Consider the following 20,784-nt stretch of genomic DNA (forward strand, 5'->3'; position numbering starts at 1 on the left):
ACACACGAACGCCCCCGGAAGGTGGAACCCTCCGGGGGCGTTCAGCGTGGTCCACGCCTGCAAGGGGTGGCGACGCTACGTCTTAGCGGTCTTAGATACCGACGACGTTCTCGGCCTGCGGGCCGCGGGTGCCAGCGACGATCTCGAACTCCACGCGCTGGTTCTCCTCCAGGTTACGGAAGCCCGTGCCCTGGATGGCGCTGTAGTGAACGAAGGCGTCGGGGCCACCGTCGTCGGGGGAGATGAAGCCGAAGCCCTTCTCGCCGTTGAACCACTTCACAGTTCCCTGAGCCATGTTTTCTCCTTCAGCTCGGTGTACACGGACGCATACTCACACGCCCGAAAATTGCCGCGAGCCGACTCCAAGAGAAACCGCCCGCCGGTCACAAACTCCGCGGGCAAGACACCAACTGCGAAATTCAACGACTAACAATCACCCTGAACGTATCACAGGCAGGCCCGCTGGCGAGGGCTATCAGTGTGGCAACCCGCACGGCCCGCCACGGAATACCGGCGGGCCGGGCGGGGAACGCCTGAAACTCGCGTGTCGAACACCGGAGTGTTACGACACGATCACGCTGAGGCCAACAGTGCATCGTTGACGCACTTCAGCACGGGTGGCGCCGTGACCGCCCCCGGATCCAGCCGGGCACCGCCGCGCACGGTGAACGTGTGGGACTCACCGGGCAACAGCGTCACCAGAGCGCTGTCCACACGTGCTTGGGGATCGAGCCTGTCGACGTTCAGGACCAGATCCCGCAACAGGACGCGGGCTTGAACCTTCACCCGCAAATCGGCACCTTCCGTGGCTGTTTCCCCGACAAATTCCGGTTTTTGGTAGTCCATGTCCCGGTCCCGGGAGAAGAACCACCAAGCCCGCTCTCCCGCGCCGTCGACCGTCAGCACCTCACGGGCGGCGACCCCGGGCCGGGCGACCCCCGGAGGCACCGGGACCCGCAGCGCCCCGCGAGGGGGCACCTGAACCGGGTGTGACGAAGCGGACAGCGCACGCCCCGTGACCGTGTCCCGGCGGGCCACCGTCACCTCCGCCGTCCACTCCTCGTCCGTGTCGTTGCCCAGGACCACCGTGAGCCCGCCGCCGGCGGTGGGCTGAACGGTCGCCACCCGGTCGGCGTAGACGCGGCGCAGCGCGTACCACAGGGGCTTGGGCCTGCCCGCTCCGTCCACGGCCGCCCACGACGTGACCGGCCAGCAGTCGTTGATCTGCCACATCACCGTGCCCGTGCAGTAAGGCCACGTGGAGCGGAAGTGCTCGATACCCACGCTGAGCGCCCGCGCCTGGTTCACCTGGGTGAGGTAGTGCCAGTCTTCGTACCCCCACTCGCGGTCGCCGAAGTGCGCGGCGAGCCCGCGCGCGAGCTTGCCGTTGCCGTCGATCGCCTTCTGGTGGTGCAGCACGCCCGGCGAGGTCGGGGTCAGCGGATCATCCGACACCGAACCGCGCAGCGTGGCGTGGGTGGGCGGTGCCTGGTACCCGAACTCGGCGGCGAACCGGGGCCTGTGCTCCCGGTAGACCGTGTAGTCGACCTCGTTCCACACGTCCCAGAGGTGCATGGTGCCGTGTGCCGCGTCGTTGGGGTGGATCCCCTCCCCCTCCGAGTACGGACTTCCAGGCCAGTAGGGACGGGTGGGGTCGAGCTCCGAGACCACGCGCGGCAGCACGTCCAGGTAGTATCCGGCGCCCCAGGTCCGGTCGCCGAGCTCCGGCTTCCAGCCCCAGTCCTCGTGTCCCCAGATGTTCTCGTTGTTCCCGCACCACACCGCGAGCGAAGCGTGCGGGGCGAGCCGTACGACCGCCTCGCGCGCCTCGGCCTCGACCTCCGATGCCAAGGGCTCTTCCTCGGGGTAGGCGGCGCAGGCGAAGAGGAAGTCCTGCCAGACGAGGACCCCCCGCTCGGAGCAGAGCTCGTAGAAGTCCTCTGACTCGTAGATCCCCCCGCCCCAGACGCGCAGAAGGTTCATCCCCGCGTCACACGCCTGGTCGATGCGTTCGCGGTAGCGATCCCGGCCCACCCTGCTCGGGAAGGTGTCGTCGGGGATCCAGTTGGCGCCCTTCACCAGGATGTCCCGGCCGTTGACCCGGAGCGCGAAGGCGGCCCCGCTCTCATCCGGCTCACTGTGCACCGCCACGCTGCGGAAGCCGATCCGGCGCCGCCAGGTGTCGAGCGTGCTTCCTGCCGCGGACAACTCCACGTCCACGTCGTGGAGGGGTTGGTCTCCGTGGCCGCGTGGCCACCACAGCTCGGGGTCGGCGACCACGATCTCCAGGTCCGCGTGCGTCTCTCCCGACGCCACGGTGGCGGTGGTGGCGGCGCCGGCAACCGAAGCGGCCAGGGTCAGGGCGGTGTGCGCCCCTCCCCCGGTCCGCTCCAGCTCCACCCGCAGGCTGACCTTGGCCAGCGCGCCGCCCTCGGACACCTCCACCAGTGGCCGGACCGAGGACAGCCGCGCCGTCGACCACGCGTGCAACCGGATCGGCCGCCAGATTCCCGAGGTGACCACGGTCGGCCCCCAGTCCCAGCCGAAGTTGCACGCCATCTTGCGGATGTACTGGTACGGCTCGTCGTAGGCGCCGGGGAGCGCGCCCAGGCTCTCCTTGTTCGCCTCGGCGTACCGGTAGGGCGAGGCGAACTGCACCTCTAGGGCGGGGTCTTCACCGCCCTCTCTGAGCGCCTCAGTGACGTCGAAGCGGTAGGAGCGGTGCATGTTGGCCGACCGGCCCACTTCGCGGCCGCCGACCCGGACCTCCGCTACGGTGTCCAGGCCCTCGCAGACCAGGTCCACGCGCTCAGCTCCGGCACCGTCCCGGGCGCCCAGCGCCGCGGCCTCTTGGGCCAGTGACCGCGTGTACCTCCAGTCCGTCCTCCCGATCCAGCCCAGCAGGTTCTCGTTGTCGTCGAGGTAGGGGTCCTCGATCAGGCCCCGGTCGAGCAGGTCGGTGTGGACGCAGCCCGGCACGGAGGCACGGACCTCTCGCACAGCGGCGGCGGGGTCCGGGAGGGCGCCCTCGTGGGGCACCGCGGCCAGGTTCCAGCCGTCGTGCAGGTCGAACCAGGCGGTCATGCGTGCTCGCTTTCTCATGGGGGTCTGTTGGTCCGGGGGGTACTCCGGAGGGGTCTCCGAGGGCCTGCTCAGCTCTGGTCGATGCCGACGAAGTGTCCCTTTTCGGCCTCGATGAGCGGTGCGGAGACGTCTCCCTCGACGGCCTCCGGCAACTCGACGTCGTCCGGCGGGTTGGCCGCCAGTTCCGCGTCCACCTCGGCCCAGGCGCGGTTCAGCTGGGGTACGCAGGAGAGCAGGTGGCGGCTGTAGGGGTGGAGCGGGTTCTCGAACACGCGGGCGGTGGGGCCCATCTCCGCGATGGCTCCCCTGTGCAGGATCACCGACCGGTCGCTCACGTAGTTGCCCAACGAGAGGTCGTGCGTGACGAAGAGGATGCCGAGACCGCGCTCCTTGAGGTCGGCGAGCAGGTTGAGCACGTCGATGCGGGTGGAGGCGTCCAGCATGCTGATGATCTCGTCAGCCACCAGGAGGCGGATGTCGAGCAGCAGCGCTCGGGCGATGAGCAGCCGCTGCAGCTGTCCGCCGCTCAGCTGGTGCGGGTACTTGTTGAGGACGTTGTCGGGGTCCAGGCGGACCGTTCCGATCACGTCCAGCACCTTCTGCTTCCAGTCGGCGTCGGACACCCCCGGGAAGTAGGAGGAGCGGATCATCTCGAAAACCCGGTCCGCCTTGAAGATGGGGTTGAAGGAGCTGAAGGGGTCCTGGAAGACACCCTGGACATGGCGGTAGTACTCCTTCTTGGCTTTGAAGCCCCGCACCCGGGATACGTCCTGGCCCTCGAAGACGATGCTTCCGGCGGTGGGCTTAGTCAGGCCGAGCACCATCTTGCCGATGGTGCTCTTCCCGCTGCCGGACTCCCCGATCAGCGACACCACCTCACCGGGCTCCACCACCAGGTTCACGTCCCGCACCGCGCGCAGTTTCCCGCCGCCGAACGCGCCCACCCGGTACACCTTGTGCACATGGCTCAGTTCCAGCACGGCGCTACCTCCCCGTCTTCCAGCAGGCGGCCCAGTGGCCGGGATCGATCTCCACCAGCGGCGGTGTCTCCGAGCACTCGTCCGAAGCGATGGGGCACCGGTCCTTGAACCGGCAGCCGCTGGGCGGATTGAGCAGGCCGGGCGGGGTGCCCGGGATACCCTCCAGACGGGTTTCGGCCGTGGTCCCCACCTCCGGCAGGGCACCGATGAGCATCTTGGAGTAGGGATGCTGCGGGTCGTTGATGATCTTGCTGGCGGGCGCCTTCTCCGCGACGCGGCCGGCGTACATCACCATGACCGTGTCGGCCATCTGGTAGACCAGCGAGATGTCGTGGGTCACGAAGATCATGCTCTTGACGTATCCGCGGTCCCGGAACTCCACCATGGACTCCACCACCGACCGCTGGGTGGACACGTCCAGCGCCGAGGTCGCCTCGTCCGCGATGAGCAGGGCGGGGTCGAGAAGGGTGGACATCACCATGACCACGCGCTGCTTCATACCGCCGGAAAGCTCGATCGGGAACCGGTCGAGTACTTCGGGGTCCAGGCCGACCAGCTCCAGCCTGCGGTTCAGCTCGTCGGCGATAGTGGACGGCCGCACCCCGCGGGAGCGCAGCAGCTCCTTGATCATCCGTCCGATCTTGCGGGTGGGGTTGAGGGCGCTCATCGCGTACTGGGGGATGAGCGAGATCTCGTGGTACCGGTACCGGTTCATGGCGTCGTCGTCGGCGATGGGCAGCTTGTCGCCGCCCAGCTCGACGGTGCCCTCCACGTGCCGCATCCGGTTGTCCAGGCGGATCAGGCTCTTGCCTAGGGTGGTCTTGCCGCAGCCGGACTCCCCGGCCAGGCCCATGATCTCCCCGTCGGCGAGGTCGAAGCTCACGCCGTCGATGGCGTGGACGTCCCCGCGCAGGGTCTGGTAATAGACCTTCAGGTCGTTGACGCGCAGGGTCATTAGAGCTCCCGCAGCTTGGGGTTGAAGATCTCGTCCAACCCGACGTTGAGGATGTACATGAAGCCGACGATCGCGGTGATCCCCGCGCCGGGCGGGATGAACCACCACCACATGCCGAGCTGCAGGGCACTCCACTGGACGGCGCTCTCCAACATCAGGCCGAGGGAGGTCCCTCCGGACGGGCCCAGGCCGATGAAGTCGAGCCCGGCTGCGATGAGGACGGCGCCGCCGAACAGCAGGATGAACGACATCATGAGGTAGGAGCTCATGTTCGGGGCGACCTCGAACGTGATGATCCGCCAGGTGCGCCGGCCGCTCAGGCGTGCCAGGTCCACGAAGTCGCGGGTGGCCAGGGACAGGGTCTGGGAACGGACCGCTCGGGCCGCCCAGGGCCAGGAGGTCAGGCCGATGAAGAGACCCTGCACGAAGATGCCGCGCACCTCCAGGTAGGCGACCGCGATGATCAGCACGACCAGTGCGGGCAGGACCAGCACGACGTTGGTGATCATGTTGAGGACCTCGTCGATGATCCCGCCCTTGTACCCGGCGACGAACCCGACGGCGGTGCCGATGACGAAGGCGATACCACCGCCGAGTGCACCGATCAGGAACGTGGCACGCACCCCGTAGACGAACTGGGCCCACACGTCCTGGCCGAACGTGGTGGTGCCGAGCCAGTGCTCGCCGCTGGGCGGCTGCATCTGCGGGCCGACGTACTCGTTGGGGCCGTGGTCGACGAACATCGGGCCGAAGATGCCGAGAAGCAGGAAACCGGTGACGATGCTCAGCCCGATGAGGAGCTTGGGGTTGCGCCGGGCGAAGTGCAGGGTCTCGTGGACCTTGCGCTCGCCTGTCGGTTCGGTGGCTGCGTCAGCGTCGGCGGCTCCCGGCGCTGCGGGGACGTTGGTCATGACGCGCCTCCCGTCATCTGCACGCGCGTACGCGGGTCGACCAGGACGTAGATGATGTCGATGATGAAGTTGGCGATCAGCACGCCGATGACCACGAAGAGGAAGATCCCCTGCAACAGGAAGAAGTCGCGGTTGTTCAGGGAGTTGAGGACCAGGGTTCCGAGACCGGGGTAGTTGAAGACGATCTCGGTGAGCAGCGAACCGGTGATGATGGTGCCCAGCTGCACGGCCAAGCCGGTGATCTGCGGGAGCATCGCGTTCCGGAAGGCGTAGCGGCGGATCAGCCGTTGGGGCGCGCCCAGTGCCTTGAGGTAGTTGGAGTAGTCCGCTTCCAGCTCGTAGATGATCAGGTTCCGCATGCCGATCGCCCAGCCGCCCAGAGCCACGATGAACATGGAGAGGAACGGTAGGAACCAGTGGGTGATCAGGCTGGAGATGAACTCCCAGGTGAAGTCGGGCCGCAACGCCATGCTGTACCCGCCCGATGTCGGGAAGATCCCGGCCACGATTCCCATGCTCCAGGCCAGGAGCAGCGCCAGCCACATGTAGGGCGTGGCGGTCAGGATGTAGCCGAGCGGCAGGAGCGAGTTGTCCAGGACCTTGTTGCGGGCGGCGAAGGCGCCGAAGCGGTTGCCGACGATCCAGCTGAGGACGATGGCGGGGAGCAGCAGCGCCAGCGTGTAGGGCACGTGCCGCAGGACGACGTCGGTGACCTCCTGCGGGTAGAAGAGCACGCTGATGCCCATGTCTCCCCGGAACAGTCCGGCCCAGAAGCTCAGGTACTGCTCGTACAGGGGCCGGTCGAGGCCGAAGAGCTCGTTGTAGTACGTGGTCATCCGGGCCATCGCGTCCGGGTCGTCGATGGCCGCGCGGGTGAGCATGCTCCGCACCGGGTCGCCCGGCATGAACCGGGGGATCATCCAGTTGATGGTGACCGCGACGATGAACGTCAGCAGGTAGATGAAGGACTTACGTCCGATGTAGCGCCACACGCGTTCCTCCATGTGATGGCGTCGGGCGGTCGGGATCCCCGGTGGGGCACCGGACCGGTGCCCCACCGGGGCTGAGGGGGCTCTGGAGCGTTCCCGTGGTGGCAGCGCTCCCGAGTCCCTACTCGACCGGCTCGATCTCCGCGAGCGTGTGGATGAAGCCCATCTCGTACCAGCCGTCCCAGAGGACGTTGGGCGTACTGGGCGCGTCGTCTTCCTCACTGGGCCAGTTGGTCCAGTTGGCGGTGCTGGTCTGCGCCCATTGGCCGTTGTACCAGAGCGGGATGACCGGCAGGTCCTCCAAGAAGACCTCCTGGAGGTCGGAGGTGGCGGCGGCGATTCCCTCGGTGTCCTCTGCGGGAACCGCTGCGAGCTGCTCGGTGAGCGCCCAAGCCTCCTCGTTCTCGTACCGGTGGAAGTTGGCCGTGGTCTGCTCCTCCTGGACCGGCAGCTGGAAGATGTAGTTGTAGTACGTCCACGGCGTGTTGCTCAGCTGCATGTCGTTGTTGATGACCAGGTCGTACTCACCGGAGTTGCGGTTGGAGTTGACCAGTTCGTCGTCAGGGGTCTCGTCGGTGATGTTGATACCGACATCCTGGGCGTGCTCGGCGATGAGCCGGGCGGCCTCCATCCAGTCGGTCCAGCCCGAGGGAACCTCCAGGGTCAGCTCGATGGGGTCGCCGTCAGGGGTCTCGACGTAACCGTCGCCGTCCTCATCGACGTAGCCCGCTTCCTCCAGGATGGCCACGGCCTCGTCCATGTTGTGCGTGAAGCCCTCGCTCTCGACCAGATCGTGGTCGACGAACTCGTCCCACTCGGGCATCAGGCCGGTGGGGTTGGCTGGCTCGACGAGGTTGGAGTAGGGACCGTCGACGATCTGCTCGAGGTCGATCGCGTGGGCCAGCGCCCGGCGGAACTCGGGGTCGTCGAGCGGTTCCACCTCGTGGTTGGGGACCAGCCACGCGGTGTTGGCGCTGCGCATGTAGGGCGGGCCGTCGTAGTAGCTGGTGATCTCCTCGTCGCCGTCCAACACCTGGTCGATGCCCGGCAGGAAGTTGTTGGACAGGTCCACCTCGTGCTGGGTGAGCATGCCCATGGTGACTTCGTTGGAGGCGTTGACGATGTCGACGATGTAGCGGGCGTCCATGGAGAGGTCGAGCTCCTCCACGCCCCACCAGTCGTCGTTGCGCTCCCAGACCATGCGCTCGTCGTCGTGGGACTCGTAGACGTAGGAGCCCGTGCCGACCGGCTCCTCGTTGGGGCTTTCGGTGACCTGGGTGTCGTCCATCTCGGACCAGATGTGGTCCGGGAGGATCGGGTTGCCGTAGGCCCAGTTCATCCACTGCTGCGGACGGTTCTCCGAGAAGGTCACCGTGACGGTGTGGTCGTCGGTGGCCTCGGCGGTCTCGACGTAGTCCCAGACGTGGCTGTAGGGGACGCCGTCCACCTCGGCCAGTTCGAGGGTGGTGACGACGTCCTGCGCGACGAGGGGCTCTCCGTCGCTCCACGTGACGCCTTCACGCAGGTTGATGACGTGGGTGCTCTCGTCCGGCCAGTCGTCGCTCTCTGCGAGCCAGGGATCGTACTCCCCCTCTTCCGGGTCGTAGTGGAAGAGGGACTCGTACACCAAGCCGATCGTTCCCACGGCGTAGCCGCCCCGCATCATGGGGTTCCAGCTGGTCGGCGGGTCCCACGCGGTGCCCGTGGTGTACAGCGTCTCGCCTCGCGGGTAACCACCGTCGCCCGTCTCGCCGCCTTCGTCCGTGCAGGCGGTGGCGACCAGCGCCAACGCCGCAAGGACAGCGGGAAGCCTCAGAGATCTCATGTCGACTCCTCCTTCCACCCGGTCGGCCCTCAGATGGGGGGAAGCGGATTTCTGTGTCGGAAATCTGGGAGCGCTCCCAATAGCGAGCGCGAGGGACCGTTGCTGAACCGGGTAAGTGAGGTTAACAACAACACGGACCGATGAACCGCGTCAATCCCCGACACTTCGCTGTTATTCGCTTGTAACTGCAGTTACGGGCGCGGGGGCGTGTGGCCCGGTGCTGCCCCGCGGCTGCATCTCACCGGCCGAGGACTCCCGGCTCTCCACCCACTCACCCGACAGCAGTCGGCCGAGCATCGCGGCCACTTGGCGGCCGTGGGCGACGACATCGCGACTGATCGCCGTCAGTGCGGGGCGCACCAGACGGCAGAGGGCCGAGTCGTCCCAGGCGACGATCGACAGCTGGCCGGGCACGTCGATGCCCATCTCCGACGCCACCCCGAGACCAGCCACGGCCATCAGGTCGTTGTCGTAGACCAGCGCAGTGGGCCGGTCACCCGAAGCGAGCAGGCGCCGGGTCGTGCGGGCCCCCGCCTCACCCGTGTAGTCGGCGTGCACCGAATAGGCGCTGTCCAGGCCCACTTCGTCGGCCGCCCGTTGGAAGGCCTGGGCGCGCTCCCCCGTGTGGACGAACTCCTTCGGCCCCGAGACCCGCACGATCCTCCGGTGGCCGAGCGCCGCGAGGTAGTGGACCACCTCACGAACCGAGGAGGCGTCGTCGGTGTACAGACACGGCAACCCGCCGGCGTCCGGGCCGCCCAGGAAGACGGCGGGCAGACCCAGTTCCCGGGCGACCGCCGGACGGGGGTCGTCAACGCACAGGTCGACCATGATCACCCCGTCCACCCGGCGCTCCGCGGACCAGCGGCGGTAGACCGCGATCTCGGCGTCGGTGTCTTCGGTGACCTGGAGCAACAGGTCCACTCCCGCTGCGGCGAGCTCCGTCTCGATGCCGGAGACCAGCTGCATGAAGAACGGTTCGATCCCGAGTGAACGCGCGGGCCGGTCCACCACCAGACCGATCGCGCCGACCCTCCCGCCAGGCGACAAGGCCCGGGCCGGGTTACTGGGTGCCCAGCCGAGGTCATGGGCGATGCCCAGGATCCGCTTCCGGGTCTGTTCGGAAACCCCCGGGCGTCCGTTGAGCGCGTATGAGACCGCCCCCTTGGACACCCCCGCTGCTTTGGCGATGTCCATGATGGTCGGACGCCGCATCAGAGCCCCCACAGAATTCTCCTCAACATAAGCCTCGATGAACCACGTCGTGCTGAACCGGTTAAGCAGACGGGAGGGGATTGTACTCCAGACGTCCCCCGCCAGAGTCAGTGTGACGTGTGGGGAGATCTGGGCTGGGGTTCGCTCTCTGGGCTGGGGTTCGCTCTCTGGACTGGAGTTCGCTCTCTGGACTGGAGTTCGCTCTCTGGACTGGAGTTCGCTCTCTGGACTGGAGTTCGCTCTCTGGACTGGAGTTCGCTCTCTGGACTGGAGTTCGCTCCCTGGACTGGAGTTCGCTCCCTGGACTGGAGTTCGCTCTCTGGACTGGGGTTCCTCCTATGGTTCAGGGTTCCCTCCTTTCCCGCCGCCCGATTGTGGCCGTCTCCGCTACGCGCCTCAAGGTCGTCGCCATCGAGCGCTTCGCGCGTCATTGGCGCTCCACCTTGACCCGCTCCGCTACGACGGCAGGTTGGCGGCTATCAGGAAAGGGGGACGGGTGGTCGAGGTCCGAGCGGCCCCGGCCTGGCGGCCGGGCAACCCCGATCGGCCTGACGGCCGATACCTGCCACTCCACCGGAGCGTTGACGGGTCGGGTGTCGCGGCTGGTCATGGTGTGCGGCGAACCCCTCGGGAGGGATCCAGGGCATCAGGGTGTGGGGGCGTGGGGGCGTGGGGCGGTAGGGCCTTGGCGGGCGGGGTTAGCGCTCCTCGGGTGTGGGGGTGGGTGTGGAGGCTGGGTCGGGGTCGGCGTCCGAGTTCTCCCCCTTGTTGTTGTTCCGGTTGCGGTGGGAGGGGCGGCCCTGCCAGACGGACTGCCCGGGGTTGGTCTCCCTGCGGTACTTCAACCGGTTGTGGTCCGAGCACAGCGGCTGAATATTGTCCGCGCTCGTGGACCCGCCGGCCGAGAAGCTCCTCTTGTGGTCGGCCTCTGAGTCGCTGGCCGGGGTGTTGCACCCCTGGTACCAGGCGCAGGTGGTGTGACCGAACATCCCCGCGTCCCGCAGGGCGCCCGTGGCGTTGCGCTGGGTACGGCCCACGTCCAACACCGTCTCCCCCTTGGGGGAGGTGATCATCCGACGCAGCACACTGTTGGGGGCCAGGGCACGGATCGCGGCCATGGAGACCACCTGCCCGTCCTGCGTCTTCGCCGGACCCGCGCCCTCTTCCTGGTTCTGGAGGCCGAGGAAGGTGGGCAGGGGCACCATGATGTTGATCATCGCCACCGCAGCACGCTTGCGACCCGTGCCGCCCTTGCCGCCCTTGCCGCCCTTGCCCTCCCCGGTGCCGGCCTCGGCGCCCTCAGCGTCCCCGGTGGGGTTGGTGGGGTGGGAGGCGGAGCGGACCAGGTTCATGAACGCGTCATACATCCGCTCGGAGGCCGATACGTGCAGCCTCTCGGGGTCATAGTCCACCTCGTGGGCCTTGAGCTCACGCTGGATCTCCTCGGCGTGCTCACTCGGACCCCACAGCTCGACCATGAAGGTCGCATCAAAGGTGCGCACCAGGCGCGCACCCCGGGCGTCGAAGGCGGCCTGGTACTGCTCTTCCACCACGGCGGGGTTGTGCTGGGCCAACAGCTCCCGGCCCAGCCGGGCGATGTGGGAGGTCGACATCGCCGGCTCCTTGGCCTTGGCGGCCACGATCCCGGCCTCCATCATCTGCCGAAACTCCCCGGCATCGGGGTGGCGGCCGGTGTTGCGCGCCCCCACCGCCCGCTCAGCGGCCCGGCACACCGCCACCGCCTCCCCGATCGACAACAACCCAGAGTCCAAGCCCTGGCGGGTGGCGGGCAGCTCCCGGGCGAAGAGCCGGCGGGCCAGCTCGGCGCGCCCGTTGGCCTCAACGGGGACCATCCCCACCGAGTGGATCAGCCAGTTCTGCACCGACCTCTGCCCACCGGCCTCCAACAGGGTGCCGGCCGCTTCCAGCTGGGCCAGGCGCAGCAGCATCGCCAGCTGGGCCTGTTCCATGTCCTCGCACACCTGCGAGATCACATCCAGCACCTCACCAGCCGCACCCGCCGGAGGCACCTCGCCCATTTCCGAAGCGATCTTTCCCCGGGCAGCACCCATGGCGGAAACGGCGGGGGTATTGCCCGCCGTGTTCCCGCACTGCCCAAAAGAAGAAGTCATGACTCAAGCATATCAAGAAGGGCTCAGAAAGGACCTATCCTGGGGGTGATAAAACCCTTACCCGGCCACCCTGACCCGCCTTTCTATCCCCCAACGAGAAGCCTTCCAGGGAAAGGGAAGCGACCCCCTGTGCGCATTCTTGGGCAAAGCGGGCATATGTACACCAGAATGGTGATGATCTTGCCCCTGTCTCCACTCTCGACGGCCGAGGGTGGAGACAGGGGCAAGATCATCGGGGAATGGCCCGAACGGAGGGGTTCGCCTCCCGCATTGACCGGCCGCGACACCCGACCCGTCAACGCTCCGGCGGAGTGGCCCACCCGGCCGCTAGGCCGTGCTGTTCGTGGTCCTCCGCACACCTTGACCGGCCGCGACACCGCCAGGCGTCAACGCTCCGGCGCAGGGGCAGGCATCGGCCGCCAGGCCGACAGAATCAGTTTTCGGGCGAAGCCCGAAATGGCTCGGACCTCAACCACGCGCCCCCTCTTTCCCATAGACGCCAACCCGCCGTCGCAGCGAAGCGTGTCAAGGTGGAGCGCCGTTGATGCGCGGAGCGCTCGATGGCGACGACCTTGACGCGCGTAGCGGAGACGGCCACAATCGGGCGGCGGGAAAGGAGGGAGCCCGCACCCAACAGGAAACCTCCACCAAACGAACTCCCCGGCCAACGGAGGGACCTCAACCTAAGGGAAAACCTTGTAGTTTAATCCTTTGTGGTTTTGCGCCCCTCGGGAGTTATGGGGAACTACCTAGTCGGATTTCTGGCATCCGGGGCACCAGTAGAGGGTTCGGCCGGAGAGTTCGGTGGCGGCGATCGGAGAGGAGCAGAGGCGGCAGGGGTCACCGGTCCGGTAGCAGACGTAGAGGGTGTCTGGTCGGGGTACCGGGTGGGCTGCGGGGTCGGGGCGGTCCTCGGGGCGGGTGGTGATGATGTAGCCGTCGCGCACGCCGTCGCGGAGGAGCTGGGCGAGGTCGTCCCAGAGGGCGTTCCACTTGGGTTTGGTGAGCTCGCGGCCGGGGGTGCGGGGGTCGAGCTGGGCGCGGAACAGTGACTCGGCGCGGTAGATGTTGCCGATGCCCGCGATCACGTCTTGGCGCATGAGGAGCACGGCGAGGCTGCTGCGGGACCGGCTGATGGTGTGCCAGGCGCGGTCGGGGTCGGCGTCGGCGCGCAGCGGGTCCGGTCCGAGACGTTCTTGGACGGCCTGCTTCTCGGGTTGGGTGATGACCTCGCAGGCGGAGGCGCCGCGCAGGTCGGCCCAGCCGGAGGAGTTGACGAGGCGGACGCGGACGGCGCCTACGGGGGCGGGCGGGACGACGAAGCCTTCGGGGTCGCGCTCGAGGTCGATCCGGTCGGCGCCTTCGGCGCGGGGTGCGCCCAGGTGGCGTTCGCCGTCGGCGTCGCCGAACGTCCAGGCCCCGTAGAGGCCGAGGTGGATGCGGAGCCACTCGCCGGAGTCGAAGCCGAGGAAGAGGTGCTTGCCGTGGGCTTCGCTCTCGGTGAGGGCCCGGCCGTTGAGCCGGGCAGCGCCCTCGGCGAACCGTCCTTGCGGGCTGGAGGCCTTTACCGTGCCGCCGCCGAAGGTCTTGTCGAAGTGCGCCGCCAACCGGTGCAGCGTATGGCCCTCAGGCACCCGTATTCCCCTTTCGCCCGCCCATGTCGGGCATCCGCGCGTTGTCCCTCAGGGTAGTGCGGGTCAGCAGGCGGCGAGGATCTCCTCGACCAGACCTCGGGGGTCGGCCAGGCAGCGCCAGGCCGGGACCACCACGACGAGGTCGTCGGTGGCTTGGTTGAGTGCCTCTCCCCTTGTCATCAGCCGCCGCAGGGCCGGGCCGTCCGGTTCCCGGTCGAGCAGGAGTACGACGCGCCTGGCCCCGTAACTGACCACCAGGTCCGCGGCCCACCCGCGGATGCGCTGACCGACGGCCACACCGGTGCCAGCCGCGCGCAGGGCGTCGACGAGGGCGGTACTCGCGGGGTCGCCGCCGATCCGGGTGTGCTCGCTGAGCAGATCGCCGAGCGGGCCGTCGCTACCGTCCCAGTGCGCGCGGTCGCCGACCACGACGAGTCGGCTCCTGGTGCGGGTGAGGACGGAGGACCAGAGGTGGCTCATCCGCCGCACCCGCCTTTCGGCGATGGCCGGGGCCCCCTCCGCGAGCATCGGGGAGAGTACGGTGACGTCGGCGGCGTCCGTGTCGGATTCCAGCAGTTCAGGACCGCCGACCCGTACCGGGCGGCGCAGGGCCCGCTGGCGCAGGAGGCGGCGGATCAGGGCCACCTGCGGCTGCATGGGGGCGACGACCACGAGCGTGTGCCCCTCGGGCAGTTCCTGGTCGAGTTCGTCCACGACCACGGCGACCCGGTAGGCCTCGTCGCGGTTGATGTAGGACGATCCCGGGGCCGCCTCGCAGGTCCCGCCGACGTCGCGCCACTCGAACGCGGCCGTACCGGCGGGGTCGGGTGTGCTCAGCACGCCGACCCGTCCGCCGTAGCAGTGCCGGGACGCGGTGTCGGCCAGCACCGCGGGTGCACCGTCGTGCTCGTCGAGCCAGAGCATCGGCGGGGCGGCCTTGTAAGCCGCTCGCAGGGCCGATCCCGCACCGTGCCGGAGCGCGCGGCCGTCCAGCTGGTCCGCGGCCAGTCCGGCGGTCGCCAGGGCCCGCCGTTCCTCCTCCGGTTCCAGCATGGTCGCCGGGCCGGGGTGCGCGGGGTCGCCGACCACGACGGCGCGGCTGGCTCGGTACAGCACCGGCAGGAGCTCGCTGACACGGGTCTGGTCGGCTCCGACCACGACCACGAGGTCGTACAGCCCGGCCTGGGGTGGCAGGGCCCGGGCCTGGTCGGTGCGGCACACCCAGGCGGGGAGGGTGTCGAGGAGGCTGGACAGGCCGGGCCACCCGCCGCCGTGGTTCCAGTTGAGTGATTCGAGGCGGTTCTCGATGGCCGTGCGCCCGCGCCACAGCCGGGGTTCGGCGACCGCGGTGAGACAGGCGGAGCTGGCCCTTCGGTGGTCGGCGAGGGCTTCGGAGAGCTCGCTGGTGAGCTCTCCGAGGGGCGCGCACCGTGTCCTGCGGTCCACCGCCTCGCGCCACTCGCTCTCCAGGCGGGCGACGGCGCACAGCTGGCTCAGCCCTCCGGGGTCGGTGGTCACTCCCAGTTCGCGGCGGACCGCGGCCCGGTGCTGCATACCGCCGAGGCCTCCGGCGGCGCCTCGCTCGGCGCGGTGCAGCCAGTACTCGGGGCCGCCGCGCTCGGGGGTGAACAGGCTGTCCGGGTCCCATCCGCGGGCGATGCTGCGTCCGCGTTCCTCGGCCAGGTGGGCGAGGACGTGACCTCCGGAGGCCATGGTGTCCATGGCCGACCACACCTCTTGGACCCGGTTCCAGGCGCTGTTCAGGTCGCTCCGGTGCGAGGTGCCGTCCTCGCCGTTGGGTGCGGAGCTCCCCGCGGGAAGGGCACCAGTGTGCTGGGCGAGCAGTCGGGTGAGGAGGCGGACCTCCCTGGCGCGCTGCCGGGGGCCGCCCACTCGGATGACGGGGTGTCCGGGTGCGGTGTCGGCACGGGCGAGGACCTCCGCGAGGTCGGCCTCGGTGCGGCCGCACACCAGGACCCGCTGGCCGTTGGTGACGGCGGTGCGGACCAGGGCGTCGACGAGGTCGTGGGTGCCGCAACCGGGCGGTGCGGCCACCACGGTGAGCTGTTCCCGCATGGCGGCGTGGAGGACGGTGTACTGGGCCTGGCTGAGGGCGGTGGTCGACACCGGGGTGGGAACGGGGTTGTGGTCCTGTTCCTCGGCGACCCTGCGCTGTGCTCGGGATCCCTTGCGTCGGCGTCCAAGTACGGTCTGCTGCGCTGCGAGCTTGGCGCGTCGGCCGTTCGGGGGGTCGCCGAGCAGGGACTCCAGGGAGGTGCCGGGGACGGCGTCCGGGTCGAGCCCGTCCCGGTCAGTGGGGTCCAGGTCGGCGAGGACTTGGTCGGTGCTGCCGGGTTCGGTCTCGTCGCCGTCGCCGCTGCCTCCGGGGCCCGCCCGGAGGAGCACGGCGGTGTTGTGCGCTCCGGTGTGGACCGCACCGGGTCGGCCCCGGGTGCCCAGGGGCGCGATGTCGTCGACCCGGTCGATCTCGAGCCGGGTCAGCAGCGTGCGGACCTTGACGGCGAGGTCGGCGACGGCAGCGGGACGGTGCAAGGTGTCGGGTGCCTCGGCGCGGAGCCGGGTGCGCAGTTCGAAAAGGTCCTCCGGATCGGTGATGCCGAGCCGGGAGAGGAGCGCGGTGTTGACGTCCGGTGGTCCCACTGCGCGGACCAGCGGTGCGCCGCCCGGGTCTCCCGGGTGTCGTTCCTCCCGCTCGTCCACGACCCGGACGTCCACCGTGAGCAGCGGAAGTACTTCGCGGTCCTCGCCCTCGCCGAGGACGACGAGGGGGTAGCCGTAGCGCAGTGCCTGCCCGTGCCGCCCGGCCAGCCGGAGGACGCGGGCGCTCTCCGGGTGCAGCGGAAGTGTGTCCCTGGCCCCGCTGAACAGCAGCTCGGGGCCGGCCGGCAGGCAGGCGCAGGTGTCGGAGGCGAGGTGTTCCGCGCGCACGGTGTGGTTGTGCACGGCTTCGCGGCGCAGGCAGGCCCTGAGGTAGGCGAGGAAGGAACGGACCTCGTCCCGGTCCACCGGCGGTTGCCACCGGAGGGCGGCCGCACCGACCCCTGTCCTACCGCCCGGCCCGGACCCGTCGCCGACACGCTGTCCACCCAAGGGCGGGAACGGGCCGGTGTGGCCGATCTGCTCGTCGTCCCGTAGTGACCTCACGACGCCCCCTGACGCCCGACCTTCAAGTGACCAGGCGATTACTCCGTGCTATGAGGGTCCATTGTGGTGCATTTTTCACGCGCACACCCGGGGAACGCCGGAACCCGTCAGCACTATCACTCTCGGTCACTCGGTCCGGGTCAGCCGCGGCTGCCGACGACTCCGCGTAGCCACACCGCGATGAGCTCCAGGGCCATGACGACACCGAAGACCATCAGGGTGATGAGGGTGACCACTCCGAACTCCAGGACCTGGGCGGCGTTGAGCAGCTCGTAGCCGATACCGCCGGCGCCGACGATGCCGAGGATGGTCGCCGCCCGGATGTTGACGTCCAGCTGGTACATGCTGTGACCGACGAACGCGGGCATCGCCTGTGGCAGGGTCGCGCCGAAGAACACCTGGGGCCGGGTCGCGCCGGTGGCCCGGAGTGCCCGTTCGGGCCCGGGATCGACTTCTTCGACCGAGTCGGCGACCAGCTTGCCGAGAAGGCCCACCGCCCCGATGGCCAGGGCGAGCGTGCCCGCCACGGGCCCGAGCCCGATCATGACCACGAAGATGATCGCCAGGATGAGTTCGGGGATGGCCCGGACCAGCACGATGAACATCCGGCAGGCCTGGCCGACCCTGTGGTGCGGGGCCACGTTGCGGGCGGCGAGTGCGCCCACCGGCAGTGCCAGCACCATGCCGAGCAGTGTGGCGGCGAAGGCGATCTGCACCGTGACGATCAGGCCTTGGACGAGCCGTTCACCGATGCCCCCGGCTTCCGGCGGCCAGAACATCGCCAGCACGCCCAGCGGGCCCTGGCTGGAGTCGATGAGTCCGTTGAAGTCGATGAGCGAGTATCCGACCGAAGCGGCGAGGACCGCGACGGTGACCAGTGCGTAGAAGGAGCGGCGCAGCCGGGCCGGGGTCCACGGCGGGAGCATCCGGCCGGAGGCCAGGGCCTCGGCCGAGGCCGCCCTCGGGTCCGCTTCGGTCCGTGCGCCTCGGGGGCCGTCGCCCGACCGCGCCTCCGCGGCGCGGGTGCGCAACCGCGACACCAACCCGGTGACACCGGTCGACCGCTGCTCGGTGTGCGGGAGCAGGGACCGGCGGACGCCGACCGACAGCAGCTCGATCGCCACGCACAGCACGAGCACGATGAGCGCCAGGGCCATACCCCGCTGGTAGTCGAGGCGGCCCAGGGCGTGGGCGAGTTCCTGCCCGATGCCGGCCACCCCCACGAACCCGAGGATCACCGAGATCCGCAGGTTGATGTCGAGCCGGTGCATCGCGGTCGCGACGAAGGCGGGCAGCACCTGGGGCAGCACACCGCCGGTGAGCTCCTGGAGGCGGCTCGCCCCCGCAGCCCGCAGCGCTTGGCGCGGCCCTTCGTCGATCTGCTCGATGGCGTCGGCGTAGAGCTTGCCGACCATGCCGACCGAGTGCAGCCCCATCGCCAGGACACCGGTGACGGCACCGAAGCCGAAGAGCCGGAAGAACAGGATCGCCAGCACCACGTCCGGGATGGCGCGGGCGACGACGATCACGGCGCGGGACGCGTACCGGGCCGGGGTGCCGGGGGTGGTGTTGCCCGCCGCCCAGATCGCCAGGGGGGTGCTCAGCGCCACGGACAGCAGGGTGGCGGAGATGACGATGGCGAGGGTGACCGCCAGGGGGCCGAGCAGTTCGGCGGGGTCGGGGAAGTCCAGCGGGAGCGTCCGGGCGAGGAAGTCGGACGCGTTCCGAGCGCTGGCGATGAGGGTGGCGACGTTGATCCGCAGGTCGATCAGGGACCAGACGCCGATCCCGATCAGGGTGAGCACGGTCAGCGCTGCTGCGACCCCGCTCGGACGGGGCGGGTTCAGTGTCCGTTCGGGCGGGGTCGGGGTCTGGTCCGGGGGCGGGGTGGTCGGCTTGACGGGGCTGGTGAGCACGTGCGTTCGCTCCTAACCTACGGTCACGGGGTCGGGGGCGCCGACCCTTCCGTAGACCGCCATCGCCTCGTCCCGCTCGAGGTCGGCGACCGGACTGTCCATGACCACCCTCCCCGAGCGCAGGCCGACGACCCGGTCGCCCCAGGAGAGCGCCAGGTCGACCTGGTGAAGGCTGCACAGAACGGTGAGGTCCTCCTCCGTGGCCACGTCCCGGATCAGCTCCATGACCTGGTGCGCCGACTCGGGGTCGAGGGAAGCGACCGGTTCGTCGGCGAGGAGGACCTCTGGGCTCTGCAGCATGGCCCTGGCGATGGCGACCCGCTGCTGCTGGCCGCCGGAGAGCGTGTCCGCACGCTGGAAGGCGCGGTCGGCCAGGCCGACGCGGTCGAGCTGGGCCAGGGCCTCCTCCCGGACCGTGCGCGGGTACGTCGGCAGGCCCAGGCGAGGCCCGCGCAGCCGGCCGAGCGCACCCGTGCACACGTTCTCCAGCACCGTCAGCGAGCCCACCAGGTGGAACTGCTGGAAGATGAAGCCGATCCGGCGCCGCAGCGCGCGCAGCTCCCGTCCTCGGGCGGCGGGGACGTCGGTGCCCAGGACCCGGACGCAGCCGCTGGTCGGCATCTGGAGGCCGTCGACGTGGCGGAGCAGAGTGGACTTGCCCGAGCCGGAGAGCCCTAGCAGAACGAGCACCTCACCGGTGCGCGCGCTCACCGACACCCCGTCCAGGGCGGTGGTGTCTCCGAAGCGTTTGGTCACGTCCTCGAAGCGGACGGCGGGCGGGGGTTGGGTCGTGGTGTCCACGAGACTCCTCGAGGTCGGCGGAGGGGATCGGGGCGTGGGGGGCTAGGGCGTGTTCGGTGGATGCTGCCCGTCGCGAGCGGCGTATCCAGTGGTGCTGGCACAAGGCCGAAGAAGGAGTCAGCCCGGGTTTGGCTGTCGACTGATGAGAACGCAGTGACAGTGCCGCTGGGGCGACGCGCAGCAGGGTAAGTGTCCGCCGGACATGCCCTAACCTTCCTCGGTGCACTGCGGGGACTGGGTTGCCTCGCAGACGACTTCGAGCGGGTCGTAGAAGTCGTCCGGAACGGCTTCCCAGCCCCAGATGCGCTCGTCGGTGAGGTCGCAGTCGCCCTCTTCGCAGTAGTCGTTGGCGACCAGGTAGTCCTGGTTCCCCTTCTCCTGCAGGGCGCTCATCACCGTGTCGAACAGCTCCTCCTCGAGGCCGTTGTAGACGGTGATCGGGGCGCTGGTGATGGTCTCCGACTCCCAGACCACGTCGAGTTCGCCCTCTTCGATGGAGCCGTTCTCGACGAGCGTCTCGTCCACCATCGTGTCGAAGGCGAATCCGGCCTCGCACTCCCCGGCCGCCACGGCGATAGCGGAGGCGTCGTGGCCGCCGGCGAAGGTCTCCTCCCAGTCGTCCTCCTCGATTCCGGCGTCGAGCAGTCCGGCCAGCGGGTAGAGGTAACCGGAGGCGGAGTTGGGGTCGACGAAGCACAGGTGGCGGCCGGCGAAGTCCTCGATGCTCTCGATGTCCGAGTCCTCGGGCACGACGCCGTAGGCGACGTAGCCGGGCGGTTCCTCCTTCTCCTGCACCATGGCGCCGGCGACGGAGATGTCCGAGCCCGTCTCTTCGGCGATGTAGTAGGAGAAGGGGCCGTACTGGGCGATGTGGATCTGGCCGCTGCGCTGGCCCTCGATGACCGCCGCGTAGTCGGTCGCGGTCTGGAACTCCACGTCCAGTCCGGTCTCGTCCTCGAGCATGGCGATGACCGGCTCGTAGCTGTTCTCCAGCCCGGTGGCCTCCTCGGCCGGTACGGCACCGATGATCAGGGTGTCCGGGGAGATCTCCTCTCCCCCGTTGTCGGCGGCGTCGATCGTTTCTTCCGCGCTCGGCCCGCAGGCGGCCAGGAGGGCGAGGGCTGAGGCCGCGGCGGCGAAGGCACCGGTACTGCGGCCGAATCTGGTCTGCATGGTT

General features: G+C 69.0%; 14 protein-coding genes. All 14 read right to left on the reverse strand.

The features are described 5' to 3' along the window. Window positions 1-91: 91 nt before the first annotated feature. Complete coding sequence (locus tag ACYVDG_RS17180; protein WP_460753241.1) at window positions 92-295, reverse strand: cold-shock protein; 204 nt, start codon at window positions 293-295, stop codon at window positions 92-94. Window positions 296-573: 278 nt separating this feature from the next. After that, window positions 574-3,084 (reverse strand): glycoside hydrolase family 2 protein, encoded by a 2,511-nt coding sequence (locus ACYVDG_RS17185; protein WP_460753525.1) that lies wholly within the window; start codon window positions 3,082-3,084, stop codon window positions 574-576. A gap of 68 nt (window positions 3,085-3,152) precedes the next feature. Continuing rightward, window positions 3,153-4,064 carry an ABC transporter ATP-binding protein gene (locus ACYVDG_RS17190; RefSeq protein WP_460753244.1) on the reverse strand — a complete coding sequence of 304 codons (912 nt, stop codon included), beginning with the start codon at window positions 4,062-4,064 and terminating at the stop codon, window positions 3,153-3,155. 4 nt (window positions 4,065-4,068) lie between these two features. Next, window positions 4,069-5,019 (reverse strand): ABC transporter ATP-binding protein, encoded by a 951-nt coding sequence (locus ACYVDG_RS17195; RefSeq protein WP_460753247.1) that lies wholly within the window; start codon window positions 5,017-5,019, stop codon window positions 4,069-4,071. Then, window positions 5,019-5,930 (reverse strand): ABC transporter permease, encoded by a 912-nt coding sequence (locus ACYVDG_RS17200; RefSeq protein ID WP_460753252.1) that lies wholly within the window; start codon window positions 5,928-5,930, stop codon window positions 5,019-5,021. The genes ACYVDG_RS17195 and ACYVDG_RS17200 overlap by 1 nt, the downstream gene beginning before the upstream one ends. Then, complete coding sequence (locus ACYVDG_RS17205) at window positions 5,927-6,922, reverse strand: ABC transporter permease (RefSeq protein WP_460753255.1); 996 nt, start codon at window positions 6,920-6,922, stop codon at window positions 5,927-5,929. Before ACYVDG_RS17205 ends, ACYVDG_RS17200 begins: the two co-directional genes overlap by 4 nt. A gap of 118 nt (window positions 6,923-7,040) precedes the next feature. Further along, entirely contained in the window at window positions 7,041-8,744 is a 1,704-nt protein-coding gene (locus tag ACYVDG_RS17210) for an ABC transporter substrate-binding protein (RefSeq protein WP_460753261.1), read from the reverse strand. 171 nt (window positions 8,745-8,915) lie between these two features. Next, window positions 8,916-9,959: a LacI family DNA-binding transcriptional regulator gene (locus ACYVDG_RS17215; RefSeq protein ID WP_460753265.1), complete on the reverse strand. Its 1,044-nt coding sequence runs from the start codon at window positions 9,957-9,959 to the stop codon at window positions 8,916-8,918. 698 nt (window positions 9,960-10,657) lie between these two features. After that, window positions 10,658-12,091 carry an HNH endonuclease signature motif containing protein gene (locus tag ACYVDG_RS17220; RefSeq protein ID WP_460753269.1) on the reverse strand — a complete coding sequence of 478 codons (1,434 nt, stop codon included), beginning with the start codon at window positions 12,089-12,091 and terminating at the stop codon, window positions 10,658-10,660. A gap of 749 nt (window positions 12,092-12,840) precedes the next feature. Further along, window positions 12,841-13,725, reverse strand: a complete 885-nt coding sequence (locus tag ACYVDG_RS17225; protein ID WP_460753273.1) for an Fpg/Nei family DNA glycosylase — start codon at window positions 13,723-13,725, stop codon at window positions 12,841-12,843. A gap of 63 nt (window positions 13,726-13,788) precedes the next feature. Continuing rightward, a complete protein-coding gene (locus ACYVDG_RS17230) occupies window positions 13,789-16,890 on the reverse strand; it encodes a DNA helicase (RefSeq protein ID WP_460753276.1) in 3,102 nt (1,033 codons plus the stop codon). A gap of 140 nt (window positions 16,891-17,030) precedes the next feature. Then, window positions 17,031-18,806, reverse strand: coding sequence for a phosphonate ABC transporter, permease protein PhnE (gene phnE / locus ACYVDG_RS17235; protein ID WP_460753279.1), 1,776 nt, complete (start codon window positions 18,804-18,806; stop codon window positions 17,031-17,033). A gap of 12 nt (window positions 18,807-18,818) precedes the next feature. Next, the gene (gene phnC / locus ACYVDG_RS17240; RefSeq protein ID WP_460753282.1) at window positions 18,819-19,607 is read right to left on the reverse strand and encodes a phosphonate ABC transporter ATP-binding protein; all 789 of its coding nucleotides are present in this window, start codon (window positions 19,605-19,607) and stop codon (window positions 18,819-18,821) included. A 207-nt stretch (window positions 19,608-19,814) separates the two neighbouring features. Further along, on the reverse strand, window positions 19,815-20,780 hold the full coding sequence (locus ACYVDG_RS17245) for a phosphate/phosphite/phosphonate ABC transporter substrate-binding protein (protein ID WP_460753285.1): 966 nt from the start codon (window positions 20,778-20,780) through the stop codon (window positions 19,815-19,817). Window positions 20,781-20,784: the final 4 nt, after the last annotated feature.

The sequence above is a fragment of the Nocardiopsis oceani genome (genome assembly GCF_054777395.1).